Genomic DNA, 26,076 nt, shown 5'->3' on the forward strand with positions numbered 1-26,076 from the left:
GCGTTACGGGTTGATCGCGGGGTCCGTGATCGCGCCGTCCCCGACCTTCCACTTGTCCAGGATGCTCTTGTACGTCCCGTCCGCGATCAGCGCCTTCGTCGCGTCCCGGACGGCCTCGGCGAACGCGACCTGGTCCTTGGCCACCACGTAGCCGTACGGTGCCGCCTCGTACATTTTGTCGAGCAGGTCCAGCGCGCCCTCGGACTGGGTCACCGCATACACCCCGACCGGGTAGTCGGCGAGCATCGCGTCGTCCTTGCCAGAAGCCACGGCGGCGGTCGCCGCGTCCTGGCCCGGGAACTGCTCGACGGTGATCGCCGGCTTGCCGGCGTCGGTGCACGCCTTCGACCGCTTCTCGATGTCCTCGACCTGGACGGTGTCCTTCTGCACGGCGATCTTCTTGCCACAGGCGTTGTCGATCGAGACGCCAGCCGGGTTGCCCTTCTTGGTCACCCACTGGGTGCCGACCTGGTAGTAGCTGACCATGTTGGCCTGGGCCTTGCGCTCGTCGTTGATGGTGAACGACGAGACGCCGACCTCGTACTTGCCCGAGGACACGCCGGTGATGATGGCGCCGAAGTCAGCGGAAACGAACTCCGCCTTCAGCCCCAGCTTCGCGGCGACCGCGGTGAACAGCTCGACGTCGAACCCGATGGCCGTCTTGCCGTCGGTGTCGAGGAACTCGGCCGGGGCGTAGGACGTGTCACTGCCGACCACGATCTTGCCGTCCGCCTTGATCGCGTCCGGCACCTTCGCGGCCAGCGCCGAGTCCGCCGCGGCGGTCACGGACGGGCCGCCACCGGGCTGGTCGGTGGCTTCCTTCTCGCCGCACCCGGCGACCGACAGGGCCAGCAGCGCGGCGCCGGTGACCCCGACGACCGCACGCCGGCCACCACTGATGTTGAACATGTCCTGCTCCTTGCGATAGGGGTGACGGCCGGTCAGGCCACGCCGAGGTAGGCCTCTTTGACCGACGGGTCGTGCAGCAGTTCGGCGCCGGTGCCGCTCTTGACGATCCGTCCGGTCTCCAACACGTACGCGCGGTGCGCCCGGGCCAGCGCCTGCTGCGCGTTCTGCTCCACCAGCAGGATCGTCGTGCCCTGCTCGTTGATCTCGGTGATGATGTTGAAGATCTGCTGGATCAACATCGGCGCGAGACCCATCGAGGGCTCGTCGAGCAGCAGCAGCTTCGGTCGGCTCATCAGCGCCCGCCCGACGGCCAGCATCTGCTGCTCGCCGCCGGAAAGGGTACCCCCGGCCTGCTTGCGCCGCTCCGCCAGCCGGGGGAAGAGCTCCATCACGCGGTTGAGGTCCTGCGCGATGCCCGCCCGGTCCCGCCGGGTGTACGCCCCCATGTCCAGGTTCTCCAGCACCGTCATGCCCGGGAAGATGCCGCGCCCCTCCGGGGCCTGGCACAGCCCGCGCCGCACCCGCAGGTCCGCCCGGAGCTTGGTGATGTCCTCGCCGTTGAACCGGATCCGCCCGGAGGCCACCGGCCGGATCCCGGAGATGGCCCGCATCGTGGTCGACTTGCCGGCGCCGTTGGCGCCGATCAGGGCGACGATCTCACCCTCGTCCACGGTGAGGCTGATGCCGTGCAGCGCCTGGATCCGCCCGTACAGCAGGCTCACATCGTCGATCTCAAGCAGCATCGTCCGGCACCCCCAGGTACGCCGCGATCACCTTCGCGTCGTCCCGCACCTCGGCGGGCAGGCCCTCGGCGATCTTCTTTCCGAACTCCAGCACCACGATCCGGTCGGTGACCCCCATGACCAGGCGCATGTCGTGCTCGATGAGCAGCACGGTCACGCCGGTGTCCCGGATCTGCCGGATGAGCTGGAGCAGTTCCTCCTTCTCCGCCGGGTTGAAGCCGGCGGCCGGCTCGTCCAGGCAGAGCAGCACCGGGTCGGTGGCCAGCGCGCGGGCGATCTCCAGCCGCCGCTGCTCGCCGTAGGAGAGGTTGCGGGCGAACTCGTGCATCCGCTTGCGGATACCGACGAACTCCAGCAGGCGCTCGGCCTTCTCGCGGCCCTCCCGCTCCTCCCGCCAGTGCCGCGGCAGCCGGAGCAGCGCGGAGATAACGCTGGTCTTGTGGTGCGCGTCGGCACCGACCTGGACGTTCTCCAGCGCGGTCATCTCGGGGAAGAGGCGGATGTTCTGGAACGTCCGCGCCATACCCATCTTGGTGATCTGGTGGCGCTTCTTACCGCTGATCTTCTCGCCGCGGAACCGGATCTGCCCCTCGGTGGGCTGGTAGATGCCGGTCATCGCGTTGAAGCAGGTGGTCTTGCCGGCGCCGTTCGGGCCGATCAGACCGAGAATCTCACCCTTGTAGAGGGTGAAGTCCACCTGGTTCAGCGCGACCACACCACCGAAGCGCAGCGTGACGTTGTCGACCTCCAGCAGCGGCTCCCGCGCGGGCACCGCCTCCACCGCGGGTGCGGCGGCCTGCGCCGGAACGGCCGGCGTCTGCTCGACGTCACTCACCGACGATCACCTCCTTGCGGCGGTCCTTGAACTCCGCCGCCCGTCGTCGGTTCGGGATGAGGCCCTGCGGCCGGAAGATCATCATCACCACGAGCACCAGGCCGAAGAAGAGGAACCGGTACTCGTAGAGCTCCAGGCCGAACAGCTCGATGCCGCGAAACCGCTCGATCATGTACGCCACCAGGCCACCGCCGACGATGGCGCCGACGATGTTGCCGGACCCGCCGAAGATGACCGCGGCCAGGATGATGATCGAGTTCAGCAGCTCGAAGTTCTGCGAGTTGACGAAGTTCTGCTTGCCCGCGAAGAGCGCCCCGGCCAGGCCGGCGATCGCCGCACCCGACGCGAACGCCCAGAGCTTGAACTTGAACGTCGGCACGCCCATCAGCTGGGCGGCGTCCTCGTCCTCCCGGATGGAGATCCACGCCCGGCCCACCCGGCTGTGGGTGAGGTTACGCACCCCGATCACCACCACGATGATCAGCGTGAGCACCAGCCAGTAGTACGGCCTGGCGTCGAGCACGCCGAAGATCGGCTTGCCGTCGGCGTACTTGCCCGGCGGGTGCGGGATCTGGTTGAAGCCCCGCTGCCCCTTGAGGAAGTCGGAGCTGACCGCCGCGATCCGGATCATCTCGGCGAAGCCGAGCGTCACCAGCGCCAGGTAGTCGCCACGCAGCCGCAGCGTCGGCGTGCCCAGCATGACACCCGAGACCATGGTCAGCGCGATCGCCACCGGCACCACCAGCAGCCACGGCCAGAGCGCCTTGATGTTGCTGCTCGGCGAGGTCAGCACCGCCACGGTGTACGCGCCGACGGCGAAGAAGCCGAAGTAGCCGAGGTCCAGCAGGCCGGCGAAGCCGACCACGATGTTGAGCCCGACAGCCATCAGCACGTAGATCGAGACGGTGAACATCACCTGGGTGAAGTTCGCGCCCGGGGTCGGGATCGGCCCGAGGTACTGGTAGAACTCCTTGTTCGGCAGCGCGTAGAAGAACACGATGACCGCCGCCAGCACCGCCCAGCGCACCCACCGCGGCGCGTCGCGCCACCGCTGCGCGATCGCCTCGCGGCCGTGGCGCAGCCGGTCCATTGCCGCATCCCGTTGCTCCGGGTTCGGCGGATTAACGGTCGTCGTCATGCCCGTGCCCTCCCCAGCGATTCGCCCAGCAGACCGGTCGGCCGGAACATCAGCAGCACCACCAGCACGGCGAACGCCGCGAAGTCCTTCCACTGGGAGCCGAACAGACCCGAGGCGTAGTTCTCCACCACGCCCAGCAGCAGGCCGCCGACCAGCGCGCCGCGCAGGTTGCCGATGCCACCGAGCACCGCGGCGGTGAACGCCTTGAGGCCCAGCAGGAAGCCGACGCTGTAGGTCAGCGTGCCGATCTTCACGTCGTAGAGCAGGCCGGCCACGCCGGCCATCGATCCGCCGGCGATGAAGACCAGCATGATGATGCGGTCCTTGTTCACGCCCATCAGCGCGGCGGTGTTGGCGTCCTGGGCCACCGCCCGGACGCCGCGGCCGAGCCGGCTGCGGTTGATGAACAGGTCCAGCGCGACCATCATCACCAGCGCGGCGCCGACGGTGAGCAGCTGCACCGCGTCGATCGGCACGCCGGCGATCTCGAACAACGGCTTGGTGTTGACCAGCCCGGGCGCGCCCTGCGGAAGCCGGCGGGTGTAGACGCCGAACGCCTCCGAGATCGCGATCGAGGCGCCGATGGCCGTGATGAGGAAGGCCAGCGGCGGGGCGTTCCGCTTACGCAACGGGCGGTACGCCACCCGCTCGATCACGGTCGCCGTACCCGCCGAGGCGATGGCCGCGGCGATCACCGCCACGAGCAGATAGAACATGATCGATCCGAGCCCGCTGACTTGCGAGTTCTGGTCGAGGCCGAAGCCGTTCCAGGTCCACAGTGCCGCGAACGCGCCGGCGATGAAGACCTCGGAGTGGGCGAAGTTGATGAGTCTCAGCACGCCGTAGACCAGCGTGTAGCCGAGCGCGACCAGGGCGTAGATGGAGCCCTGTGTCAGGCCGGTCGTGGTGAGTTCCCCGAAGTTGGAGAACAGTCCGTCGAAGTTCAAGGGAGGGACGCTCCATCAGGTGTGGCGAAAAAAACCGGGTGCGGCCGGGAGCGAGCTCCCGGCCGCACCCGCGATCACGACTCAACCGCTGTAGCAGCGACCGTCGTCAGGACTTCTTGATCTCCTGGTCCGGGACGACCTGGCCACCCTGAACCTTGAAGGCCCAGACCTTCACCTGCGCCGGGTCCAGCTCGCCACCCTCGACGAACTTGTAGTTGGCCGCCACGCCCTCGCCGGAGTAGTTCTTCACGAAGTCCAGCAGGTCGGTGCGGCTGGTCTTGCCCGCCTTGATGCCGGCGAGCAGGATGTTCGCCGCGTCGTAGGCGGTGTCGCTGTAGGTGCCCGGGTCGGTGCCGTTGAGCGCCTTGTACTCCTGGGCGAAGGTGCCGCGCGCCTCGCTGGCCGGCTGGCACGGGCAGGTGAGGATGGTGCCCTCGGCCGCCGCCGCGCCCGCGGAGGCGATGTAGGCCGGGTCGTTGACGCCGTCGCCGGCGACCAGCGGAGCGGTGACCCCGGCAGCGGTGAGCTGCTTGCGGATCAGGCCGGCCTCCTGGTAGTAGCCGCCGTAGAAGACCGCCTTGACGTTCCCGGCCTTCACCTTGGTGACCACGCCGGAGAAGTCGGTCTGCTTGCCGTCGCCCTGGACCTTGTCCGAGCCGACCACGGCCGCGCCGAGCACCTTCTTGACCTCGTCGGCCAGGCCCGCGCCGTACGCCGACTGGTCGTCGATGACGTAGACCCGGTCGGCCTTCATCACGTTCTGGATGTAGCTACCGGCCGCGGGGCCCTGGCTGAAGTCGTTACCGACCGCCCGGAAGAAGGTCTTCCAGCCCTGCTGGCTCAGGCTGGGCCGGGTCGCGGACGCGGTGATGTGCACCAGGCCGGCCTCGGAGAACAGCGGGTCGGCGGCCTCCGACTCACCGGAGTAGGCCGGGCCGACGATGCCGAGGATCTTCGGGTCGTCGATGGCCTTCTGCGCCAGGCTCGGGGCCTGGTCCGGGCTGCCCTGCGAGTCGAGCGGAACCAGCTCGACCTTGCAGTCGGCGTTCTCCTTGTTGTACTTGTCGACGGCCAGCTTGACGCCGTTGTTCTCGTTGATGCCGAGCGCCGCCGAGCTACCCGTCAGCGCACCGAAGAACGCGATCTTGTTGCCACACTTGTCACCACCGGACGCGCTGTCACCACCGCTGCTGCTGCAGGCGGTGCCGCCGGCGACGAGCGCCAGCATGGCAGCTCCACCGATCACGCGCGCGAGCTTCTGCCTCAAGGCCCGAACCCTCCTCCGTCGCATGGCCCCAACCACCCGCTGCCAATTGGCCCTTGCGGGGGGCGAACGAACCAGACCGTCGTCGCCGGTCTGGGCCGGGACGTTATCCCACGTGGGAGCTGTGGCGTAAGTCCCAGGAGAGCGGGTTGACCGAACCGTTACACGCCGTGGCGGATTGGAAGCGATCGCTGTAAGAACCGTCGGTCGCGAGAGGCTTTCACCTTTGTTTCATCGGTAAGCAGCCAACGCCGCTCCACCCGCTACCGACCGACGATCGGCACCGCCGCCCACCAGGCACGAGACTCCCCACCATCATCGGCGACCAACATCAGTCGATCCTCGTCGAACGCCGCCGCCACCGCGGTATCCCCACCGTCAGGCACCGCGACCGGCAGCACCATCGGCCGCCATGAACCGCCCGAATCGACCGAGAACCACAGACCGTGACGATTCCCGTCGCCGGTCACCGCAAGCAACCCGCCGCCGGCAGCCGACACCAGCCCGCGCACCGACGACACCCCCGGACCCGCCGCACCGAAACCACCGACCCGCCGCCAGCCCGCGGCACCGGCCCGCCCCGCACCGCCGCCGGCGCCAGCCGCCCGCCACACCCCGAACCCGTCCCGCACCGGACCGACCGCCACCACCGCGCCGCCCACCAGAGCAACCCGCTGCGCCTGGCTCCGCCCATCCGACGCCGGCAACTCCATCCGCCGCCAGGCCCGCCCGTCCACCGACGTCCAGGCGAGCGGCAGCGCCGCCGTCCCGTGCGGCGGCAGCACCGCCCCCACCACCAGCCACCCCGGCGGTACGGCCACCGCGTCCAACCCGACCGTCCGGCCCCGAGCGTCGCCGGCCAACTCCGGCACACCCTCATGCAGCGTGAACCGCGCCCCGTCCGGTGACGTCCACACCGCCGCCCCGTCGGCCCGGGACCCGACCACCAGCCACCCGCCCGGCCCCGCGACCAGCCGGGAAACGCTCACCGCCCGGGGCCCCCCGTACAACTCGAACGGGGCCACCGCCTCCCGCAGCGTGCCGTCCGGGTCCTGGACCCAGGTGCCCGTACGTGGATTGCCGTGCACGCCCCCGTTCCGCGCACCCAACGCCCCCAGCCGGCCCTGCCGGCAGGCCGCCGCGTAGAGCACGTGCCGCGCCCCGTAAAAACTCGACGACGCGATCGGCACGGACGACCAGGAGAGACCGTCGGCACTGGCCCACGCCGCCGGGCGGGTCTCCCCCGCCGGGTCGACCACCCCACCCACCACGAACCAGCGCCCGGCGCAGGACACCACTTCGCGCAGCACCAACCGGCCGGGCGTTCCCGGCGGCACCGGCAGCGCCAGCGGCTGCCACCGCGGGCGGAGCGGCCCGGGCTCGACGTGCGCCTTCGCCCGTACGCAACCGGCGAGCAGCACGACGACGACACCGAGCATCGCCACCAGCCGCCGCGCCGCCACGGACCGGAGTCTATCGATCCCCGCCGCTCCAGCGCACCGGCCGACCGGCACCGTCAGGAGGCCGGCTGGGCCACCTCGCCGCCGGCAGTCTCGGCGAGGATCCGCTCGGCGACCTCCTTCATGGTCATCCGGTGGTCCATCGCCGTCCGCTGGATCCACTTGAACGCCTGCGGCTCGGTCATCCCATACGTGGTCATCAGCGCGCCCTTGGCGCGTTCCACGGTCTTGCGGATCTCCAGCCGGTCGGTGAGGCCGGCCACCTCCGCCTCGAGCGCGGCGATCTCCGAGTAGCGGGACAGGGCGATCTCCACCGCCGGCACCAGATCGCTCTTCTGGAACGGCTTGACCAGGTACGCCATCGCGCCGGCGGCCCGGGCCCGCTCCACCAGGTCCCGCTGGCTGAACGCGGTGAGGATGATCACCGGGGCGATCCGGGCGCCGGCGATCCGCTCGGCGGCGGCCAGCCCGTCCATGATCGGCATCTTGATGTCGAGGATGACCAGATCCGGCTTCAGCTCCTCGGCGAGCTTCACGGCAGTCTCGCCGTCACCGGCCTCGCCGACCACCTCGTAGCCCTCTTCGACCAGCATCTCGGCCAGGTCCAGCCGGATGAGCGCCTCGTCCTCGGCGATCAGTACGCGCCTGCGCTCCCCATCCGTCTGCGTCTCGGCCACGAGCCTCTCCCACCAGTTCGAGCCCGACACCCGCCGTGCCGGGTGTCGCCGCCCCTAGCCTAGTGGGTAGTCTGTCAAGGCCGGATCACGGAAGCCCCTGTACTCCAACCGGAAGAGAGACGGAGCTCAAACCTCCGACAGTGTGGGTTCGAGTCCCACCGGGGGCACAAACTGTCGCACGGGTGTTCGAAGATGCCTATATGCACCCACCCGAAATGCGCGCCCGAGCGCGGCGCCTGTACCTGGCTGGCGCGACCGTCGCGGAGGCCGCCCGGGCCGTCGGGCTCTCCTATCCCACCGTCCGCCACTGGTGCAAGGATCGACCGGAGCCGAAGCAACAGAGCAGCGCACTACGCTGCTTCCGCTGCCGCTCTGATGTAGACAATCCGACAGATCCCGGTCAGTATGCCTATCTCCTCGGCCTCTACCTCGGCGACGGACACCTCGTCACCGCCGCGCGGGTTCCGGTGCTGCGCATCAGTTGCGCCGATGCCTGGCCCGGCCTGATCGAAGCCTGCGAGCAAGCTATGAAGAGCGTCCTCGCGGCCTCGGTGCAGCGCGTGCAGAAGCAGGGCTGCGTCAACGTGCAGAGCTACGGCAACCACTGGCCGTGCCTGTTCCCGCAGCACGGGCCCGGCAAGAAGCATGAGCGGCCGATCGTCCTGGCCGATTGGCAGCGGGAGATCGTGGCGGCGCAACCGGGCGACTTTCTACGCGGCCTGTTCCACTCCGACGGGTGCCGGTTCGCCAACCGGGTCACCGTCCGCGGCAAGGAATACGTTTATCCGCGCTACATGTTCTCCAACCGGTCCCCCGACATCATGGGCCTCTGCCAGTGGGCGCTGGACCTGCTGGGCATCGCCTGGCGGATGAACCTGCCGTGGTCGCTGTCGGTCGCCCGGCGGGACGCGGTCGCCGCCCTGGATGGTCACGTCGGCCCGAAGTCCTGAGACCGGGCAACACCACGGGCACGGAGAGGGCCAGGTGTCAGCTCGCCGCGAGCGCCTGTTCCAGGTCCGCCCGCAGATCCTCCGGGTCCTCCAGGCCGACGGAGAGCCGCAACAGGCCCCCGCACGGCTTGGCGTCGCCCTCGACCGGCCGGTGGGTGAGCGAGGCGGGGTGCTGGATAAGGGTGTCGACGCCGCCGAGCGACACGGCGTGGGTGATCAGCCGGCAGGCACCCGCGACGGCGGCCGCGGCGGGGGCGCCGCCGCGTACCTCGAAGGCGAGCAGGCTGCCGGGGCCGGACATCTGGCGGCCGACCAGCCCGGCCGGGTCGTGGTGCGCGGGGTGGTGCACGCGCGTGACGGCGGAATGGCCGGCGAGCCAGCCGGCGAGTTTCTCGGCGCCGGCCTGCTGGGCGCGGACCCGCAGCGGCAGGGTCTGCAGGCCGCGGTGCAGCAGGTACGCGCCGAGCGGGTGCAGGATCGCGCCGGTGACGGCGCGGACCTGGCGTAGCCGGGCGGCCCAGCCGGGGTCGCAGGCGACGACGCCGGCGAGGACGTCACCGTGGCCGCCGATGCTCTTGGTGGCGCTGTGCAGCACGAGTGCGGCGCCGTGCCGGGCGGGCTGCTGGAGTACGGGGGTGGCGACGGTGTTGTCGACGAGCAGTGGGACGTGGCCGGCGGCGGTGGCGAGGGCGGCGATGTCGACGAGGTCGAGGGTGGGGTTGGCCGGGGTCTCGACGACGACCAGGGCGGTGTCGGGGCGGATCGCGGCGGCGACCTGGTCGGGTCGGGCCCAGGTGACCTCGGTGCCGAGCAGGCCGGTGGCGAGCACGTGGTCGGTGCCGCCGTAGAGGGGGCGGATGGCGACGACGTGGCGGCGTCCGTCGCGGGTGGCGGCGAGCAGGGTGGCGGTGAGGGCGGCCATGCCGCTGGCGAAGGCGACGGCTTCGGCGGTGCCTTCGAGTTCGGCGAGGGCGGTCTCGAAGCGGGCCACGGTGGGGTTCCAGAGCCGCTGGTAGACGGCGCTGCCGTCGGGCGGGAGGGTGCCGCCGGTGGCGAGGGTCTCGTAGGCGTCGCCGCCGCCGGCGACCGACGGCAGCGGGTTGGTGGTGGAGAGGTCGATGGGCGGTACGTGGACGCCGAGACCGGCGAGGTCGTCGCGCCCGGCGTGCACGGCTCTGGTGTCCACGGCGGTCATGGCCCGAAGCGTCGAACATCAGACCAGCACAGGGCAATAGAGGCGAACAAGATTCTGCGGATTGCACTTTCGCCATCCCCAGATTCGATGGATGATGCTCGCATGCCCGTGGCACCGAATGATGTACGGCCGTTCGCGGCGCTGGACGACATCGACCGCGCGATCCTGACCGAGCTGGCCGTCGACGGCCGGCTGCCGAACAACGCCCTCGCCGAGCGGGTCGGGGTGGCCCCGTCGACGTGTCTGACGCGTACCCGGGCGCTGCGCGAGTGCGGGGCGATCCGCGGGTTCCACGCGGAGGTGGACCCGGCGGCGGTGGGGTTGCCGTTGCAGGCGCTGGTGTCGGTGCGGTTGGCCGCGCACGAGCGGGCGGCGGTGGACGCGTTCCGGGCCCGGTCGGTGCGGTTGCCGGGGGTGGTGTCGGTGTTCCACGTGGCCGGTGCGGAGGACTACGTGCTGCACGTGCGGGCGGCGTCCGGGGATGCGCTGCGGGACTTCGTGCTGGACCATCTGGCGGTGGATCCGGCGGTGCAGCACACCCAGACCAGCCTGATCTTCGAGCAGGCGCGCGGTATGGGTTAGGGCACCGTCCGGAACAAGTCCGGCGTCCGGCGGGTTGCTCAAAGGCGTGATCGACGTACCCTTGTCTGTTCTTGATCTTGCTCCGGTCGCGGCCGGCGGCAGCGCCGGTGAGGCCCTGCGACACACGACCGAGTTGGCCCGGCGCACCGAGGAGCTGGGCTACCGCCGGTTCTGGGTGGCCGAGCACCACAACATGCCCGCGATCGCCAGTTCGGCTCCGGCGGTGCTGCTCGCCCACCTGGCGGCCCACACCTCGGCGATCCGGCTCGGCTCCGGCGGGGTGATGCTGCCCAACCACGCGCCGCTGGTGGTGGCGGAGCAGTTCGGCACCCTGGAGGCGCTGCACCCGGGCCGGATCGACCTGGGCATCGGCCGGGCGCCCGGCACCGACCAGGTGACCGCGTTGGCGCTGCGCCGGAGCATGGAGGGGCTGTCGGCCGAGCACTTCCCGCGGGAGCTGGCCGACCTGATGAACTATTTCAGCGGCGCGGAGCCGGGGCCGATCACCGCGACCCCGGGCCGGGGCCAGTCGCCGGCGGTCTGGCTGCTCGGGTCGAGCGGCTTCAGTGCCCAGCTCGCCGGGCTGCTCGGGCTGCCGTTCTCGTTCGCGCACCACTTCAGCGCGCAGAACACGCTGCCCGCGCTGCAGCTCTACCGGCAGAGTTTCCGGCCGTCGCAGTGGCTGGAGCAGCCGTACGCGATGGTCGCCGTGAACGCGGTCTGCGCGGAGACCGACGAGCGGGCGGAGTGGCTGGCCGGGCCGGCCGGGCTGTCCTTTCTGAAGCTGCGCTCGGGCCGGCCGGAGCCGCTGGCGACGCCCGAGGAGGCGGCGGCCTACCCGTACACCGAGTTGGAGCGGGAGTTCGTGGTCCAGCGCCGGGAGGGCCAGGCGACCGGTTCGCCGGAGACGGTGGCCCGGCAGCTCGGCGCGCTGCTGGCGCGCACCGGCGCGGACGAGCTGATGCTGACCACGATGGTGTACGACGTGGCGGACCGGGTCCGTTCGTTCGAGTTGATCGCCGAGAAGGTGGCCGGCGGACTTCGCCGGGGTGCCTGAAACATGCTCTTCATAGCCGTGTCACCCCTCCGTCGCGCGGCACCCGTAGGTTGATGACCGGTGGTGGTACGGCACTCCCGGTCGGGACGGGTCGGGGGTGCCGTGGTGTGGTGCACCGGGTCGCCAGCGCTGCGGGTTCCGCGGCTGGCGGCCCGGTGCTTTTTCGTCCGGCCGGTCCCGCCCGCCGCCCGACGCTTGCCCCCACAGCGGCCCACCTGATCGACTCCACCCCATGGCTGAGCACATGGACCCGGAGGAGTTCCGCCGCGCCGGGCACGCCGTGGTGGACTGGATCGCCGACTACTGGACGACGCTCGGACAGCGGCCGGTGACGTCGCAGGACCCGCCGGGCGCGGTGGCCGCCGCGCTGCCCGCCGGGCCGACCGAGCGGGGCGAGCCGGTCGAGGCCGTCCTGGCCGACCTGGACCGGATCGTCACGCCCCGGCTGACCCACTGGCAGCATCCGGGCTTCTTCGGCTACTTCCCGGCCAACACCTCCGGCCCGAGCGTGCTCGGCGACCTGGTCAGCTCCGGGCTCGGCGTGCAGGGGATGCTCTGGGCCACCGGCCCGGCCTGCACGGAGCTGGAGACGGTGCTGCTGGACTGGCTCGCCGGCCTGCTCGACCTGCCGGAGCGGTTCCGCTCGACCGGCCGCGGCGGCGGGGTGATCCAGGACTCCGCCTCGTCGGCGACGCTGGTCGCCACGCTGGGCGCGCTGCACCGGGCCAGCAAGGGCCGCTGGCGGACCGACGGCGTCGACCGGCGCTACCGCGCGTACACCTCCACGCAGGGGCACTCGTCGATCGAGAAGGCGGCCCGGATCGCCGGGCTGGGCGCCGACGGGGTACGGGCGATCGAGGTGGATCCGGCGACGCAGGCGTTGCGCCCGGCGGCGCTGCGGGCGGCGATCGAGGCGGACCTGTCCGCCGGGGTGGTGCCGGCGATCGTGGTCGCCACCATCGGCACCACGTCCACCACCGCGGTCGACCCGCTGCCGGAGATCGGCGCGATCTGCGCCGAGTACGGCGTCTGGCTGCACGTCGACGCCGCGTACGCGGGGGCGGCCGCGGTCTGCCCGGAGCTGCGCTGGTCGCACGCCGGGGTCGAGTACGCCGATTCGTACTGCTTCGACCCGCACAAGTGGCTGCTCACCGGCTTCGACTGCGACGCGTTCTGGGTGGCCGACCGGGGCGAGCTGATCGAGGCGCTGACGGTGATGCCAGAGTTCCTGCGCAACGCGGCGACCGAGTCCGGCGCGGTGATCGACTACCGGGACTGGCAGGTCCCGCTGGGCCGCCGGTTCCGCGCGCTCAAGCTCTGGTTCGTGCTGCGCTGGTACGGCGTCGAGGGGCTGCGGGCGCACATCCGCTCGGGGGTGGCGCTCGCCGACCGGCTCGCCGCGCGGGTGGCGGCCGACGACCGGTTCGAACTGGCCGCGCCGCACCCGTTCTCGCTGGTCTGCTTCCGGCTGCGGGCCGGCGACGAGGCGAGCGCGGAGCTGCTGCGCCGGGTGAACGGCACCGGGCGGGTGCACCTCACGCACACCCGGATCGAGGGACGGTACGCGCTGCGCCTGGCGGTCGGCTCGCCGCTCACCGGGCAGGAGCACGTCGACGAGGCCTGGGAGCTGCTCTCCGCCGCGGCCGACGACCTGCTCGCCGCCTGACCCGGCGTGCCCGGTTCGTTTCTGGTTGCGCTTAGGGTGTGGCCCACCCGTGCCCGGCTCCGGGCGCCCCCGAGCGTGCAGTTTCACCGAAAGTGTGGCCTTTGGGCGCTCGGAGTGGCCGTTTTCGGGGAAAGTGTGGCCTCGCCGCGTCGAGGGCCGATGTCTCAGAACGTCTGGGCAACACGACGTTCGGCGGCGACAGGCGGCTGTCCCCGACGCCGTGTCGGGGATGTGGCGGTGTCGGCGGGTGTAGGTTGCCGCCGTTTCCGCGACCTGGAGTGGATCAAGGATGGTTCGGGCCCGACTAGCCGGGTCTCGTGGTGGGTGATGTCCGGTTTGTGGGTGTGACGGCCGGCATCCTGGGCGCGGAATCTCGGGCGGCCGGGGGTCGTTGAACCCGGGTGCACGGCTGAGGAAGGCACCCGGCGAGCCAGGCCGCCAGGGCCCGGGTCGGAATGACGATGGGCCGCCGGTCGTTGTAGATGAACCCGCGACCGATGCCCCGTGAGGCGGGGTGGTCGGGCCCGGAATGTTGGCGGGCCGCCGGTCGTTGCAGATGACTCGCGACCGAGGAAAGCCGCCCCGTGTGGTGGGGTGGTCGGGCCCGGAATGATGGCGGGCCGCCGGTCGTTGGATATGGTCCCGGCGCCGCGCAGAGCGAGCTGCTGGTCCACAGACTTTCCCCCCTTTTTGAGCGCCTGACGGTGCTTGCGCACATGTAGCCGACCCCCATCGGTGTGTGCGCCAAACCCCCGAATGGAGCTTTGATCATGAACACGATCCTGCGTAAGAGCATTCTTGGTGTTGCTGGTCTGGCTTTCACCGGTGGTGTGTTCGCCGGCCCGATCGCCGCCCACGCCGCTGAGCCGGTGCACGCCAACCCGGTGGCGGCGGTGCAGGCCGACAAGCCGGACATGGGCAAGCTGATCCCGCATGGTGTGCAGGGCGCCCAGTCGAAGATCACCCTGAACGACGAGCAGACCGCCAACGCGAAGGCGATCATCGCCGCCACCAAGAAGGCCGGCCTGCCGGAACGGGCCGCGGTGATCTCGATCGCCACGAGCCTGCAGGAGTCGAAGCTGGAGAACCTGGGCCACCTCGGCGACGCCAACGACCATGACTCGCTGGGCCTGTTCCAGCAGCGCCCCTCCAGTGGTTGGGGTACGCCGGAGCAGATCACGGACCCGGAGTACGCGACCCTGGCGTTCGAGAAGGGTCTGAAGCAGATCGACGGTTGGCAGGACATGCCGCTGACCAAGGCCGCCCAGACGGTGCAGGTGTCGGCCTACCCGGACGCCTACGCCCAGTGGGAACAGCAGGCCGCCGACCTCGTCGCCCAGCACTGGAACAGCTGACCCACCTGATCAGCTGACCCAAACAGCTGAGCACCACAGCTGACAACCGAACAAGCACACAACGCCGCTGGCCGGCACCCCAAGACGGGTGCCGGCCAGCAGCCGTTTCCGGACCTTGGACAGTCGCCCGTCCAGCGCTGACTGGAAACCATCCAAGATCCCGAAACACTCACTGCTGGCGCAGAAGCGCCCGACGACCCGGCAGCAGGTCGTACCAGGCAACGCACGGGCGGCGAAGGCCCACGACAGGGCTGGGGGCGACCGTGACCGGCAGGGATCAAGCGTGACCGCCCGGAGCCGGGCACGGTCGCCGCCAGCCCCCGAGCGAAGAGCAGGGATCAAGCCTGACCGCCCGGAGCCGGTCACCCTCGCCCCCAGCCCACAAGCGCAACCACCGCCCACAGCCGCGCCGGTCACCCCAGCCCGGCGCCCACGGAGCAACCGCAGCTGGCGGCGTACCCCGGATCAGCCCTCGACGGCGGCGGCGAGCCGCCGGGGCTCCTCGGGCGGCGCGGCGTCGGCCTGGCCCACCGGGGCGCCGGCGACCGGGACGGCGAGGGCGGCCTCGGCGACCGCCCGGGCGTGGCGGGTGCGGCGCAGCGCCCGCACGGCCAGCGCCAGCGCGACCAGCCAGCCGGCGCCGAGCACCGCGTAGACCAGGAACGGGACCGGGCCGGCCAGCTCACCGGCGCGCAGCAGCGTCCGGGCGTTGGTCAGCACGATCACGCCGCCGATCGTCGCGCCCAGCAGTTGGGCGGGAACGATGCGGACCAGCCAGGCGGCGATCGGCGCCGCGACCAGGCCACCGATCAGCAGTGCGGCCACGGTGGGCAGCAGGAAGCCCTCGGAGCCGAGGCCGATCAGGAACCCGATGCTGGCCGCGCCGGCGACCATGAACTCGGCGGTGTCGACCGAACCGATGACCTTGCGCGGCTCCATCCGGCCGGAGACGAGCAGCGCGGGCGTGGCGACCGGGCCCCAGCCCCCTCCGCCGGTGGCGTCGATGAAGCCCGCGACCAGGCCGAGCGGGCTCAGGAAGCGGCCCCGCAGCCGGCCGGCGGTCCGGTTGGCGCGCAGCGGTCGGGAGAAGCGCACCAGCAGGTACGCGCCCAGGGTGAACAGGATCGCGGCCATCCACGGGGCGGCGGCCTCGGTGGAGATCGAGCTGAGGAAGGTGGCGCCGGCGAATGCGCCGATCGCGCCGGGTACCGCGATCCGGGCGACCACCCGCCAGTCGACGTTGCCGAACCGCCAGTGCGCCACCCCGGCGGCGAGCGTGGTGCCGATCTCCGCCAGGTGCACCGAGGCGGACGCGGCGGCCGGCGCCACCCCGGCGAACAGCAGCAGGGTGGAGGAGGTCAGCCCGTACGCCATGCCGAGCGCGCCGTCGACCAGCTGCGCGGCGAGCCCGACCAGGGCGAGGATCAGCAGCTTGCGCACGAGGTCCTCCGACTTTTCGGCATCTCCTATCGACTTGGTCGACAATGCGGTACGCGACCGCTCCGGTCAAGTCCCCCATCCAGTTCGTGGGACGCACCGGACGGCGCGGAATGGTCGCGGGTCAGCCGGCCGGGGCGGGACCGGCGGGCGGAGCGCGGGCAGCCCGGTCACGGGCTGAGGGGCGGGCCGGCGGACGGCCGGGTCGGTCAGCTCCAGGCGCTCGGGTCGGCGGCGAGCTCGTTGACCCGGCCGGGCAGTGCACCGCTGGCCACGTCGGCGAGGGAGACCTGCTCCAGGATCTGTCGCTCACTGGCCCGCAGGGCGATCCAGACGTCCTGCAACGCCCGGGCCGCTCCCTGGTAGCCGAGATCCTCGGGGCGCTGACCGCGGATGTGGGCGAGCGGACCGTCGATCACCCGGATCACCTCGGCGAGGGAGATCTCCGCCGCCGGCCGGGCCAGCCAGTAGCCGCCCTCGGGCCCCCGCTGGGCGTGCACGATCCCGCCCCGGCGCAGCTGGAGCAGGATGCTCTCCAGGAACTTCGGCGGGATGTCCTGGGCGCGGGCGATCTGCTCGGCGGTCACCGGGCGGCTCCGTCCGGTGACCGTCCCGTCGGCGACCGAGGCCAGCTCGGCGGCCGCGCGGAGGGCGTAGTCGACCCGGGCGGAGAGACGCATGCCGGCAAGATTAGTCGGCTGCTCAGCCAGCCGGATTGCCGGCCCTCGCCCGAGCGGGCACGGTGGCCCGGTCAGGCGCCCTCGCGGCGCAGCAAGCCCTCCTGCACCGCGCTGGCGATGTGCCGGCCGTCGGTGGTGAACATCCGGCCGGTGGCCAGCCCGCGGGCGCCCGAGGCGGACGGGCTCCAGCAGTCGTAGAGGAACCACTCGTCGGCGCGGAACCGCCGGTGGAACCAGAGCGCGTGGTCGAGGCTCGCGCCCACCACTCCCCCGGGCCCCCACACCTCGCCGTGCACGGACAGCACCGAGTCGAGCAGGGTCAGGTCGGAGGCGTACGTGAGGGCGCAGGCGTGCAGCAGCGGGTCGTCGGGCAGCTTGCCGTCGATGCGCATCCACACCCGCTGGTGCGGCTCGGCGGGGCGGTCGCCGGGGCGTACCCAGCCGGGCTCGCCGACGTAGCGGACGTCGATCGGGCGCGGGATCTGACCCCAGATGCCGAGGCGCTCCGGGTAGCGGGCGAGCCGGTCGGTCATGGTCGGGATCTCGTCCGGCCCGGGCACGTCCGGCGGGGCCGGCGCGTGGTGGTCCAGCCCCTCCTCCTGCCGCTGGAACGAGGCCGACATGAAAAAGATCGGCTTGTCGTGCTGCAGCGCGACCGAGCGGCGGACCGAAAAGGACCGGCCGTCCCGGATGTCCTCGACCCGGTATTCGATCGGCTCGGCCGGGTCACCGGGGCGGACGAAGTAGCCGTGCAGGGAGTGCACGAAGCGCTCCGGGTCGACGGTGCGGCCGGCGGCCACCAGCGCCTGGCCGGCAACCTGGCCGCCGTACACCCGCTGCGGGCCGACCGGCGGGCTGATCCCCCGGAAGATCATCTCGCCGACCTTGTCCAGGTCGAGGACCTCGAGGAGCTGGTCGACCGCGGCCTGGCCGGTCGCCACCGGCTGGTCGCTCACGGGGCCACCTCAGTTCGCGACTGCGGGGCTCGCAAAACCGGCTCACTCCTCGCGCTCACGGGGCCACCTCAGTTCGCGACTGCGAGGCTCGCAAGACCGGCTCACTCCTCGCGCTCACGCCGGGCGCCTCGCCACCGAGCCGGATGGCTCGGGCGCCCCGCTCGCTCACTGCAGCGCTCGGGCCGAGGCGGCGTCGACCAGCGAGCCGAGCTGGTGCACCCGCAGGGTGTTGGTGGAGCCGGGGGTGCCGGGCGGGCTGCCGGCCACGATCACCACGTGATCGCCGGGGTTGGCCCGGTTGAGGCCGAGCAGCGCCTGGTCGACCTGGCGGAACATGTCGTCGGTGTGCGCGACGAACGGCATCAGGAAGGTCTCCACGCCCCAGGAGAGGGCGAGCTGGTTGCGCACCTCGGGCACCGGGGTGAAGGCGAGCAGCGGCAGGTCGCAGTGCAGCCGGCTGAGCCGCCGGACGGTGTCGCCGGTCTGCGAGAAGGCGACCAGCGCCTTGGCGCCGATGGCCCGGGCGATGGAGGACGCGCCGACGGTGAGGGCGCCGCCGTGGGTACGCGGGTCGTGCTGCAGCCGCGGCACGGCGATCGAGCCGGACTCGGTGGTGGAGATGATCTTGGCCATGGTGCTGACCGTGAGCACCGGGTACTTGCCGACGCTGGTCTCGCCGGAGAGCATCACGGCGTCCGCGCCGTCGAGCACCGCGTTGGCCACGTCGGAGGCCTCGGCGCGGGTCGGCCGCGAATTCTCGATCATGGAGTCGAGCATCTGGGTGGCCACGATGACCGGCTTGGCGTTCTCCCGGCAGAGCTGCACGGCGCGCTTCTGCACCAGCGGCACCTGGTCCAGCGGCATCTCGACGCCGAGGTCGCCGCGGGCGACCATGACCCCGTCGAAGGCGAGCACGATCGCCTCCAGGTGGTCGACCGCCTCGGGCTTCTCGACCTTGGCCAGGACCGGGCGCTGCACGCCCTCCTCGGCCATGATCGCGTGCACCAGCTTGATGTCCTCCGGCGAGCGCACGAAGGAGAGCGCGATCAGGTCGACGCCCAGGCCGAGGGCGAACCGCAGGTCCTCGGCGTCCTTCTCGGACAGGGCCGGGACGCTGACCGCCACGTTCGGCAGCGAGACGCCCTTGTTGTTGGAGACCGCGCCGCCCTCGGTGACCAGGCAGCGGATGTCGTTGCCGGTGACGTCGCTGACCTCGACCGCGACGCGGCCGTCGTCGATCAGCAGCCGGTCACCCGGCTTCACCTCCTGCGGCAGCTTGCGGTAGGTGCAGGAGACCCGCTCCTTGGTGCCGAGGATGTCGTCACCGGTGATCACCACCGAGTCGCCGGTGCGCCACTCGTGCGGGCCGTCGGCGAACCGGCCGAGCCGGATCTTCGGGCCCTGCAGGTCCGCGAGGACCGCCACCGGGCGCCCGGCCGCCTCGGCCGCCTCGCGGACCAACCGGCAGACCGCCTCGTGGTCGGCGTGACTGCCGTGGCTGAAGTTGAGCCTCGCCACGTTCATGCCCGCCTCGACCAGGCCCCGAATGCGCTCCGGGGACGAGGTGGCGGGGCCGAGGGTGCAGACGATCTTCGCGCGGCGTGTCACGCCCATCAGGCTAGTCTCTCCTCCGGGTCGACCTGCCGGCCGACCCCTTTCAGAGTGCGGAATTGTCCAACGACGGGCGATCCCCGCGCGGCGGGGCGGAGAGGAACCGCAGCCGGAACGTCGTGGGTCGCGGGCATCGGCGACCGCGGCGGAAATCGTACCCCCCGCCGCCGGCTCCCGTCGGGGCGCTCCCGACCCACCCGCGAGCGCCGGTCGAGGCGGCGTCGACCGTTGCCCGACCGCGCTCAGCGCTGCGCCGGGGCCAGCGGGAACTCCAGCGAGCCGGCCGGGCAGAGGAAGGTCAGCACGTCCACCCGGTAGAGCCCGGCCTGCACGGCCGGGTCGGCCTCCATGACGGTACGCACGTCGTCCACCGAGCCGGTGCGCGCCAGGCCGAAGCCGATCGGCGGGTCCGGCTCGCGGGCCGGACCGTCCACCGAGCCGTCGATCAGGACGATGCCCCGCCGGAGCAGCGCCTGCATGTGCTCCTGGTGCTCGGCCTGCAACCGCTGCACCGTCTCCTCGGGCAGGACCCGGCCGGACGGCCCCGGGTAGAGCACGATGCACTCGTACGTGTCGAGCGCGAAGTCGACCTGCGGTGTTCCCGTCATGTCGCACCTCCAGACGTACGCCCCGGCCCAGCGTCGCACGGCTCGCACGGCCGCCGCGGTCGCTCGACCCAACTGCCCGGGGCGCCGCCGGGTTCCCGACCCGCCGCGCCGTTCGTCCCGACGACGGTTCCTGGCCGGCTTCGACGGCACGCTGTAGCCGGTCGACGCCCCGCCGCCGGGACCCGGGGGACGGCCGCTGGCGTGAACCACGGCCGGACCGGCGGGCGGCATTCGGCCGCCGGTCGGATGCTCGGATCAGATGGCGAAGCAGTTCGGGTGGATGGCGGCGCCGGCGAGCGCCTGCCGGACGATGCTGTAGGCCGTGCCGTCGAGGACGAGACCGAGGTGGCCGACCACTCGCAGCGGGCACGACGACTGGATCAGCACGTTGGTCGCGCCGTCGGCGAGGATGGCGTTGTCGACCGGGATCACCAGCTCGTCCTGCCAGGTCCGGATCGTGGTCCAGCGGACCGCGCCCGGGGTGTCGTCACCGCCGTTGAGGTCGGCGAGCAGACCCGAGCCGACCGACATCTGCTGGCAGGCGACGATGCCGGCGCAGCTGCCCAGGCCGAGGAACTTCACCATGTTCGCGACGTAGGTGCCCTGCTGGGGGGTGCCCAGGCTGACGTAGCGGCCGACCTTGTCGACGCCGCCGAGGAACTTCACGTACCAGCGGGAGACCAGGCCGCCCTCGGAGTGGGTGACCAGGTCCACCTTGGCCGCCCCGGTGGCGGCGCGGACCTGGTCCACGTAGGACGAGAGCGCGCGGGCGGATGCCCGGATGTCGCCGAAGCCGAGGTCGGGAAGCTGGTAGATGGAGACCCGGTAGCCGTCGGCGCGCAGCCGGGCGGCGATCGGCTCGTACGCGATGGAGACCCCGATCAGGCCACCGACGACGATGACCGGGTTGCCGGTGGCCGCGGCGGTGCGGCCGACGGTCTCGGTGGCGCCGGCGCGGGTGGCACCCTCCGCGGCGGCCTGGGCGGCGGTGGCGGGGAGCAGCAGGGCGGCGACGGTGGTGGTGGCGACCAGGATCTTTCGGAGCAGCATGGCTGCACCTCCGGTGGGAGGCACCCGGGGAACCGGGAGGGACGGGTGAGGGGATCCGATCGATCGTGGGAACGATGATGCGTGGCAGATTTCGCATACGTCAATGAAAAGTTACGCGCCGGTAACCCGTTGTTGCACGAGATGCACAAACCGGCGTACCGGGCAACTCTCCCCTATGGAGTGGCGGGACGCGCCGGACCGCCCGCACCGGTTTCGGGCCGCCGAACCGACGGCGGCGCTCCCGCCGAGGCGGCCACGCGGGTGATCGCGCGAGCGGTCGCCGCCAGCCCGGCCCGGTCGCACCGCTCCGGGTCGGCCAGCACGTCGACCGCGACGCCCGGCTCGACCAGCCAGAACGCCTCCCCCACACCGATCAGGCCGGGGCCGTCGGGATGGGCGAACTCGACCCACTCCCCACCAGCCGGGTCGCGCTCGTGGTAGTCGGCGAGGAAATCGTGCAACGCGGTGAGGTCGATGAGCCGCTCCCCCCGGAGCACGTGCACCCGCAGGTCGACCCGGTAGCCCTCCGCGACCTGGCGCTCCCAGACCCGGGTGGCGAAGCTGACCTCATCCCACTCGCTGGCGAAGTCCGACACCTCGGTGCCGGCGCCGGCCGGCACGTGACCGACGTGGAAGCCGTCCAGCTCACCGCCGTCGCGGGCGACGGAACCGTCCCGATCGCTCATCCCGGGCTCAGTTTCCCAGCGCCTGGACCTTGGCGATGGTCTCCTGGACATGCTGCCGGGCGGGCTCGCCGCCCTGGGCGGCCTGGGCCAGGGCCTGCCGATAGGCGTCGACCACGCCGAGCAACGGTCCCGCCGCCACGCCCTCCAGCGCGCCGGCCACCAGCGCGCGCGCCTCGGCCGCGTCCTGGGCCGCAGCCGCCGTCTTGGCCTTCGCCTCGTCCAGCTTCTGCGCCGCCGCCGCCAGCCTGGCGATGATCTGCGCTGCGCTCACGCCACCGCCTCGCTCCGCTCGACGGCGGCGCGAGGCGCCGCGCTGCTGAGCTGAATGGTTCGCTCGCTCCGCTCGCTCACGCCACCGCCTCGCTCCGCTCGACGGCGGCGCGAGGCGCCGCGCTGCTGAACTGAATGGTTCGCTCGCTCCGCTCGCTCACGCGCCCTCCCCATCCCGCCGCGTCGCCCGACGGGCACCGCCGCACCGGCCACCATGGAGCCTACGAGATCACCGCACGCCCCGCGACCACCCGATCACGCCGGCCGGACCCGGTCAGCGCATCAGGCGGAACACCAGGAGGTAGACGCAGAACAGCGACGGGGAGAACAGCGCACAGATCACGAAGCCGAGCGGGACGTACCGCGACGGCGGGGAGTCGGAGCTGACCGGCGGCCGACCCCAGCGGGCGAGCACCAGCTGCCCGGCGAGGAACGACAGCAGCGGCACGCCGGCGCACGAGGCGGCGGCCACCAGATCGAGCCCGGTGGCCGGGATCTGCGAGCCCACCAGCGCGACCAGCATCAGCACCGAGCCGGCCAGCGCGCAGGTCGCGTAGACCGCGACCGCTCGGGCCGGCGGCGACCAGGTCGGCAGCAGCGCGGGCCGGTGCGCGATCGCCTCGGCCTGCTGCCCGTACCGGTCGGCCTCGTCGACCAGTAGCCGGGCCGCGGCCAGCTCCGCCGCCGGGTCCGCCTCCGCGCATGGGGCGGGCACCGCATTTTCCGGGTACGCCCCGACGCCCGGCCGCCCCGGCGCGGCGGCTGCCCCGCCGGTCGCCCCCGCCCCGGTTCCGGGCGCAGGTCCGGGTGCCCCCGCCAGGCGCGGTGCACCCGCCGGCGGCGCTTGGGCCCCCGGCCCCGTGCTGGGCCCGGGTCCGGCCAGACTCGACACACCGGTCGGCGTCGACCAGGCCGGTGCCGGCCCAGCCGGGATCGCCGGTCCGCCCTGTGGCAGGACCCGGTCCGCCGGGTTCGCCGGCGGCGAAGCCGGCAGTCCGGCGGCCCGGCCGAGCTGGTCGAGGCGCTGGCCCTGGGCGGCGAGCCGCTGGCCGAGCTGGTCGACGGCGGTGTGCAGGGACCGGCGGCGTTCCGCCTCGGCGGCGACGGCCTGCTCCTCGCCGCGCTGCCGCGCGGACAGCTCCCGGGCCAGGGCCGCGTACTCCTCGAATCCGCTCACGGGTCGCCTCCGTCACCGACGAAGGGCACGATCAGGGTGGTCCGCTGATCGTGCCGGTCCACCAGCAGGGCCCGCCCGTCGCGCGGGACATAGCCGAGGTCGTGCCAGCCCAGATGCAGGCCGAGGTCGGCGCCAGGCACGTTCAGCGCGACCAGGCAGGCCAGGTCGTCGCGGTTCTGCGTACCGCCGAGGTCCTCGCCGAGTCGGCGCAGCCCGCGCCACCACCCGAGCAGGTGCACCCCGTGCGCCGGCCCCTGGCGCAGCACGGCCCGCAGGTCGTCGTGCCCGGAGCGGAAGGTGGCCGGGTCGGTGGCGGCGAGCACGCCGGAGGCGGCGTCCACCCCGAACACCACGAGGTAGGTGCGCCCGGCCGTACCACCCCCCGAGCCAGCCGGGGCGCCGGACGGGCCGCCCGGTCGCTCACCTCCGGGTCCGGCGGCCAACTCGGCGAGTTGGGCGCGCAGTGCCGCCATGTCGAGGCGGCGGACCGGATGCCCGGCGGCGGCCAGCGTCATCGCCAGATCGTCGACGGCATCGGTGGTGCCGGGCGCCAGGGGGGCGAGCAGGAAGCGGGCCGTGCCGGGGGCCTGCTGCCGGGCCAGGCTGAGGGTGGCCGAGCGGAGCACGTCCACCCCGGCCGAGGCGGTGCCGACCACGGCGAGGTGCCGGCCGGGGTTGGCGTCCAGGCGGAAGGCTGCCGTGCTGCCGGCCACGTCCACCGTCCGGCCGACCAGCGCGAGCAGCGGCTCGGTGCCCGGCCGCAGCGCGGCCCAGGTGGGATCGGCGGCCAGTCGCGGCGTCTCGTACCCGCGGAAGACGATGGGCGGACGCGCGCCCGCCGGCCGGGCCTGGAACAGCTCGTGCCGGAGGGTGGCCAGGTCGGCGCCGGCGGCGTGCGCGTCGGGGAAGCAGACCTCGGTGTTCGCACCGACCGCACCCCCGGCGGTGTTGACCACGGCCGTCCCCACCCGCAGCGCCCGCGCGGCGTCGTTGAGCGGGTCGAGCACCCCGCTCCCGCCGGGAAGCGCCACCCGCAGCGGGAACTGGCCGAAGATGGCCTCGGCCCGGCCGTACAGGGCCTCGATGCCGGTGGTGCTCTGGCTGGCCAGCACCAGGTGCAGGCCGTACGAGCGACCCTTGCGGGCCAACTCCTCCAGCAGGTCGACGGCCTGCCGGGCGAGGGCGTCGTTGCCGGCGAACAGCACGTGGAACTCGTCGACCACGGTGACGATCCGGGGTGGCCGGTGCTCGGCCGGCAGGTCGGCGAGCTTGGTGACGCCGTGGCGCTTGAGCAGGTCGGCCCGCCGGGTCAGCTCCTCGCGCAGCTCGCGCAGCACGGCGACGCCGTACTCGCGGTCGGACTCGATGCCGACCGCGCGGGCGTGCGGCAGCCAGGACGGGTCGCGCTCGGTGGGGACGAACTCGGTGAAGCTGACGCCCTCCTTGAAGTCGAGCAGGAGGAGCTGGAGCTCGGCCGGGGCGTACCGGGCGGCCAGGCCGTAGAGCACGTCGAGCAGGAACACCGTCTTGCCCGCGCCGGTCCGCCCGCCGACCAGCCAGTGCGGGGTGGCGTCGTCGAAGGCGACCGTGACGGGCTGGCCGACGGCTCCAGCGACGGCTGCAGATCGTGGCGCGGCGTCAGCCGGGCCGAACTGACGTCGTAGCGGCGCGGCGTCAGACGCGCCGAGCTGGAGTTGTCGAACCGACCGGCCGAGCACGGTACGCAGCCCGGTGGCGGACGACTCGGCCCAGCGCCGGGCCGGGAGCAGGTCGGCGAAGGTCACCGCCTCGGCCCGGCGGGTGGCCGCGGCGAGCTGCCGGGCCAGCCCGGTGACGGTGGCGTGCGCCGGATCGCCGTCGAGCACCACCGGGGCGGGCAGGCCGCTGCCGTCGGCGCTGAACGGCTGCCCGGGTGGGTCGCCGACCAGCGCGTACCGGTCGTTGAGCCGTAGCTGGGTGGTGGCGCCGAGCGGCGGTGGCGGGTCGCCGGGACCGGCGGCGGGGTAGCCGGCGAGCAGCACACAGACCGCCGCGGCCGGACCGGCGTGGGTGAGCGCGGCGAGCCGGGCCAGCTCGCGGGGCGGCGGGGCGGACGCGGCGACCACCAGCAGCAGTTCCTGGTCGTCCCGGGCCGCCTGCTGGGCGCTGCGGGCGTGCCGTTCCGCCTCGTCGAGCAGGGCGGCCACCTCGGCGGCGGTGGTCGCGGCGGGGCCGAGCACCCCGGCGTCCAGCAGCGGGCGCAGCGGCAGGAACGCGGCGCCGAACGCGGCGGGGTCGATGCCGGCGACCCGGACCGTGCCGGCCGGCGCGGCGGCGAGCAGCCGCACCACCGCGGCCCGCAGCAGCTCACCGACCCGGGGATCGCGGGCGTCGGTGTCGACCGCGAGGTGCGTGCCGCCGGCCAGCGGCACCAGCACCGGGAAGCGACCGTCCAGGGTGGTCGCCTCGCCGATGCGGACCGGCACCGGGGTCGTGACCGGGCGGGCGGTGCCCGGTGCGGCGGCGGCCAGCTCGGCGCCGAGCCGGGCCAGCCGGGCGACGAGCTCGGGGCTGCCGGGGGCGACCGGCCCGGCGGCGGCAAGCGCCCGCCGCGCGGCCTCCCAGCGCCGTACGGCCTGCCGGTGGAAGGCGACCGCCTGCCCGTACGCCGTCGCGAGCCTGCCCACCGTCCCGTCCCTCCGACGCCGTCGCGGTCCCGATCGAGGGAACCCTAACGGAAGCGCGCCGAGCCGGCACAGCACGTGACGCGCTTTCAGGATTTCTCTACTGTTCACCTCGCGGACCCCGGCCGCGTCGGCGGCGTTCCCCGGCCGCCGTTTGCCT

The 26,076-nt window shown here is 72.5% G+C and carries 24 protein-coding genes and 1 tRNA gene; 6 read left to right on the forward strand and 19 right to left on the reverse strand.

Going from position 1 to position 26,076, the window contains the following annotated elements; translation table 11 throughout:
* Window positions 1-3: 3 nt before the first annotated feature.
* From ACFYM6_RS03665 to ACFYM6_RS03700, 8 genes are all read right to left on the reverse strand, one after another.
* Window positions 4-909, reverse strand: coding sequence for an ABC transporter substrate-binding protein (locus ACFYM6_RS03665; RefSeq protein WP_387271923.1), 906 nt, complete (start codon window positions 907-909; stop codon window positions 4-6).
* Window positions 910-941: 32 nt separating this feature from the next.
* Entirely contained in the window at window positions 942-1,652 is a 711-nt protein-coding gene (locus ACFYM6_RS03670; RefSeq protein ID WP_387271925.1) for an ABC transporter ATP-binding protein, read from the reverse strand.
* Window positions 1,642-2,487: an ABC transporter ATP-binding protein gene (locus ACFYM6_RS03675; protein WP_387271927.1), complete on the reverse strand. Its 846-nt coding sequence runs from the start codon at window positions 2,485-2,487 to the stop codon at window positions 1,642-1,644. Before ACFYM6_RS03675 ends, ACFYM6_RS03670 begins: the two co-directional genes overlap by 11 nt.
* Entirely contained in the window at window positions 2,480-3,625 is a 1,146-nt protein-coding gene (locus ACFYM6_RS03680) for a branched-chain amino acid ABC transporter permease (RefSeq protein ID WP_387271929.1), read from the reverse strand. Before ACFYM6_RS03680 ends, ACFYM6_RS03675 begins: the two co-directional genes overlap by 8 nt.
* Complete coding sequence (locus tag ACFYM6_RS03685; protein WP_387271931.1) at window positions 3,622-4,572, reverse strand: branched-chain amino acid ABC transporter permease; 951 nt, start codon at window positions 4,570-4,572, stop codon at window positions 3,622-3,624. The genes ACFYM6_RS03680 and ACFYM6_RS03685 overlap by 4 nt, the downstream gene beginning before the upstream one ends.
* 106 nt (window positions 4,573-4,678) lie before the next feature.
* On the reverse strand, window positions 4,679-5,839 hold the full coding sequence (locus tag ACFYM6_RS03690; protein ID WP_387271933.1) for a branched-chain amino acid ABC transporter substrate-binding protein: 1,161 nt from the start codon (window positions 5,837-5,839) through the stop codon (window positions 4,679-4,681).
* A gap of 260 nt (window positions 5,840-6,099) precedes the next feature.
* Window positions 6,100-7,299, reverse strand: coding sequence for a hypothetical protein (locus ACFYM6_RS03695; RefSeq protein ID WP_387271935.1), 1,200 nt, complete (start codon window positions 7,297-7,299; stop codon window positions 6,100-6,102).
* 53 nt (window positions 7,300-7,352) lie between these two features.
* Complete coding sequence (locus tag ACFYM6_RS03700; RefSeq protein ID WP_073833838.1) at window positions 7,353-7,973, reverse strand: ANTAR domain-containing response regulator; 621 nt, start codon at window positions 7,971-7,973, stop codon at window positions 7,353-7,355.
* Between the two features lie 93 nt (window positions 7,974-8,066).
* Between ACFYM6_RS03700 and ACFYM6_RS03705 the strand changes: the two genes are divergently transcribed.
* Window positions 8,067-8,140: transfer RNA gene (locus tag ACFYM6_RS03705), tRNA-Leu, on the forward strand.
* A 15-nt stretch (window positions 8,141-8,155) separates the two neighbouring features.
* A complete protein-coding gene (locus tag ACFYM6_RS03710) occupies window positions 8,156-8,923 on the forward strand; it encodes a helix-turn-helix domain-containing protein (RefSeq protein WP_387271937.1) in 768 nt (255 codons plus the stop codon).
* Between the two features lie 37 nt (window positions 8,924-8,960).
* Here the strand turns inward: ACFYM6_RS03710 and ACFYM6_RS03715 are convergent, their stop codons facing one another.
* Entirely contained in the window at window positions 8,961-10,118 is a 1,158-nt protein-coding gene (locus ACFYM6_RS03715; RefSeq protein WP_387271939.1) for a trans-sulfuration enzyme family protein, read from the reverse strand.
* A gap of 102 nt (window positions 10,119-10,220) precedes the next feature.
* Here ACFYM6_RS03715 and ACFYM6_RS03720 point away from each other — a divergent pair, with 102 nt between their 5' ends.
* From ACFYM6_RS03720 to ACFYM6_RS03735, 4 genes are all read left to right on the forward strand, one after another.
* The gene (locus tag ACFYM6_RS03720; RefSeq protein WP_387271941.1) at window positions 10,221-10,700 is read left to right on the forward strand and encodes an Lrp/AsnC family transcriptional regulator; all 480 of its coding nucleotides are present in this window, start codon (window positions 10,221-10,223) and stop codon (window positions 10,698-10,700) included.
* Between the two features lie 46 nt (window positions 10,701-10,746).
* A complete protein-coding gene (locus ACFYM6_RS03725; RefSeq protein ID WP_387271943.1) occupies window positions 10,747-11,757 on the forward strand; it encodes an LLM class flavin-dependent oxidoreductase in 1,011 nt (336 codons plus the stop codon).
* 232 nt (window positions 11,758-11,989) lie between these two features.
* Window positions 11,990-13,423 (forward strand): pyridoxal-dependent decarboxylase, encoded by a 1,434-nt coding sequence (locus tag ACFYM6_RS03730; protein WP_387271945.1) that lies wholly within the window; start codon window positions 11,990-11,992, stop codon window positions 13,421-13,423.
* 770 nt (window positions 13,424-14,193) lie between these two features.
* Window positions 14,194-14,778: a hypothetical protein gene (locus ACFYM6_RS03735; protein ID WP_387271947.1), complete on the forward strand. Its 585-nt coding sequence runs from the start codon at window positions 14,194-14,196 to the stop codon at window positions 14,776-14,778.
* Window positions 14,779-15,243: 465 nt separating this feature from the next.
* Here the strand turns inward: ACFYM6_RS03735 and ACFYM6_RS03740 are convergent, their stop codons facing one another.
* From ACFYM6_RS03740 to ACFYM6_RS03785, 10 genes are all read right to left on the reverse strand, one after another.
* A complete protein-coding gene (locus ACFYM6_RS03740; protein WP_387271949.1) occupies window positions 15,244-16,218 on the reverse strand; it encodes a sulfite exporter TauE/SafE family protein in 975 nt (324 codons plus the stop codon).
* A 206-nt stretch (window positions 16,219-16,424) separates the two neighbouring features.
* On the reverse strand, window positions 16,425-16,895 hold the full coding sequence (locus tag ACFYM6_RS03745) for an RrF2 family transcriptional regulator (protein WP_387271951.1): 471 nt from the start codon (window positions 16,893-16,895) through the stop codon (window positions 16,425-16,427).
* Between the two features lie 71 nt (window positions 16,896-16,966).
* Entirely contained in the window at window positions 16,967-17,836 is an 870-nt protein-coding gene (locus tag ACFYM6_RS03750) for an acyl-CoA thioesterase (protein ID WP_387272774.1), read from the reverse strand.
* Window positions 17,837-18,016: 180 nt separating this feature from the next.
* A complete protein-coding gene (gene pyk / locus ACFYM6_RS03755; protein ID WP_387271953.1) occupies window positions 18,017-19,465 on the reverse strand; it encodes a pyruvate kinase in 1,449 nt (482 codons plus the stop codon).
* Window positions 19,466-19,704: 239 nt separating this feature from the next.
* Window positions 19,705-20,070 (reverse strand): YciI family protein, encoded by a 366-nt coding sequence (locus ACFYM6_RS03760; RefSeq protein ID WP_387271955.1) that lies wholly within the window; start codon window positions 20,068-20,070, stop codon window positions 19,705-19,707.
* 255 nt (window positions 20,071-20,325) lie between these two features.
* Window positions 20,326-21,120, reverse strand: a complete 795-nt coding sequence (locus tag ACFYM6_RS03765) for a lipase family alpha/beta hydrolase (RefSeq protein ID WP_387271957.1) — start codon at window positions 21,118-21,120, stop codon at window positions 20,326-20,328.
* A gap of 173 nt (window positions 21,121-21,293) precedes the next feature.
* Window positions 21,294-21,806, reverse strand: coding sequence for a hypothetical protein (locus ACFYM6_RS03770; RefSeq protein ID WP_387271958.1), 513 nt, complete (start codon window positions 21,804-21,806; stop codon window positions 21,294-21,296).
* Window positions 21,807-21,813: 7 nt separating this feature from the next.
* Entirely contained in the window at window positions 21,814-22,077 is a 264-nt protein-coding gene (locus ACFYM6_RS03775) for a DUF6244 family protein (RefSeq protein ID WP_357435273.1), read from the reverse strand.
* A 273-nt stretch (window positions 22,078-22,350) separates the two neighbouring features.
* Window positions 22,351-23,253, reverse strand: a complete 903-nt coding sequence (locus tag ACFYM6_RS03780; RefSeq protein WP_387271960.1) for a hypothetical protein — start codon at window positions 23,251-23,253, stop codon at window positions 22,351-22,353.
* Window positions 23,250-25,919, reverse strand: a complete 2,670-nt coding sequence (locus ACFYM6_RS03785; RefSeq protein WP_387271962.1) for an FtsK/SpoIIIE domain-containing protein — start codon at window positions 25,917-25,919, stop codon at window positions 23,250-23,252. Before ACFYM6_RS03785 ends, ACFYM6_RS03780 begins: the two co-directional genes overlap by 4 nt.
* Window positions 25,920-26,076: the final 157 nt, after the last annotated feature.

Origin of the sequence: Micromonospora sp. NPDC006431, from assembly GCF_042870725.1 — a bacterium.
GTDB lineage: Bacteria > Actinomycetota > Actinomycetes > Mycobacteriales > Micromonosporaceae > Micromonospora.

Excerpts from the sequence above, each read along its gene's own strand:
- ACFYM6_RS03665 (WP_387271923.1), bottom strand. The coding sequence starts at position 909 with ATGTTCAACATCAGTGGTGGCCGGCGTGCGGTCGTCGGGGTCACCGGC.
- ACFYM6_RS03670 (WP_387271925.1), bottom strand. The coding sequence starts at position 1,652 with ATGCTGCTTGAGATCGACGATGTGAGCCTGCTGTACGGGCGGATCCAG.
- ACFYM6_RS03680 (WP_387271929.1), bottom strand. The coding sequence starts at position 3,625 with ATGACGACGACCGTTAATCCGCCGAACCCGGAGCAACGGGATGCGGCA.
- ACFYM6_RS03715 (WP_387271939.1), bottom strand. The coding sequence starts at position 10,118 with ATGACCGCCGTGGACACCAGAGCCGTGCACGCCGGGCGCGACGACCTC.
- ACFYM6_RS03720 (WP_387271941.1), top strand. The coding sequence starts at position 10,221 with ATGCCCGTGGCACCGAATGATGTACGGCCGTTCGCGGCGCTGGACGAC.
- ACFYM6_RS03730 (WP_387271945.1), top strand. The coding sequence starts at position 11,990 with ATGGCTGAGCACATGGACCCGGAGGAGTTCCGCCGCGCCGGGCACGCC.
- ACFYM6_RS03735 (WP_387271947.1), top strand. The coding sequence starts at position 14,194 with ATGAACACGATCCTGCGTAAGAGCATTCTTGGTGTTGCTGGTCTGGCT.
- ACFYM6_RS03745 (WP_387271951.1), bottom strand. The coding sequence starts at position 16,895 with ATGCGTCTCTCCGCCCGGGTCGACTACGCCCTCCGCGCGGCCGCCGAG.
- pyk (WP_387271953.1), bottom strand. The coding sequence starts at position 19,465 with ATGGGCGTGACACGCCGCGCGAAGATCGTCTGCACCCTCGGCCCCGCC.
- ACFYM6_RS03760 (WP_387271955.1), bottom strand. The coding sequence starts at position 20,070 with ATGACGGGAACACCGCAGGTCGACTTCGCGCTCGACACGTACGAGTGC.
- ACFYM6_RS03765 (WP_387271957.1), bottom strand. The coding sequence starts at position 21,120 with ATGCTGCTCCGAAAGATCCTGGTCGCCACCACCACCGTCGCCGCCCTG.
- ACFYM6_RS03770 (WP_387271958.1), bottom strand. The coding sequence starts at position 21,806 with ATGAGCGATCGGGACGGTTCCGTCGCCCGCGACGGCGGTGAGCTGGAC.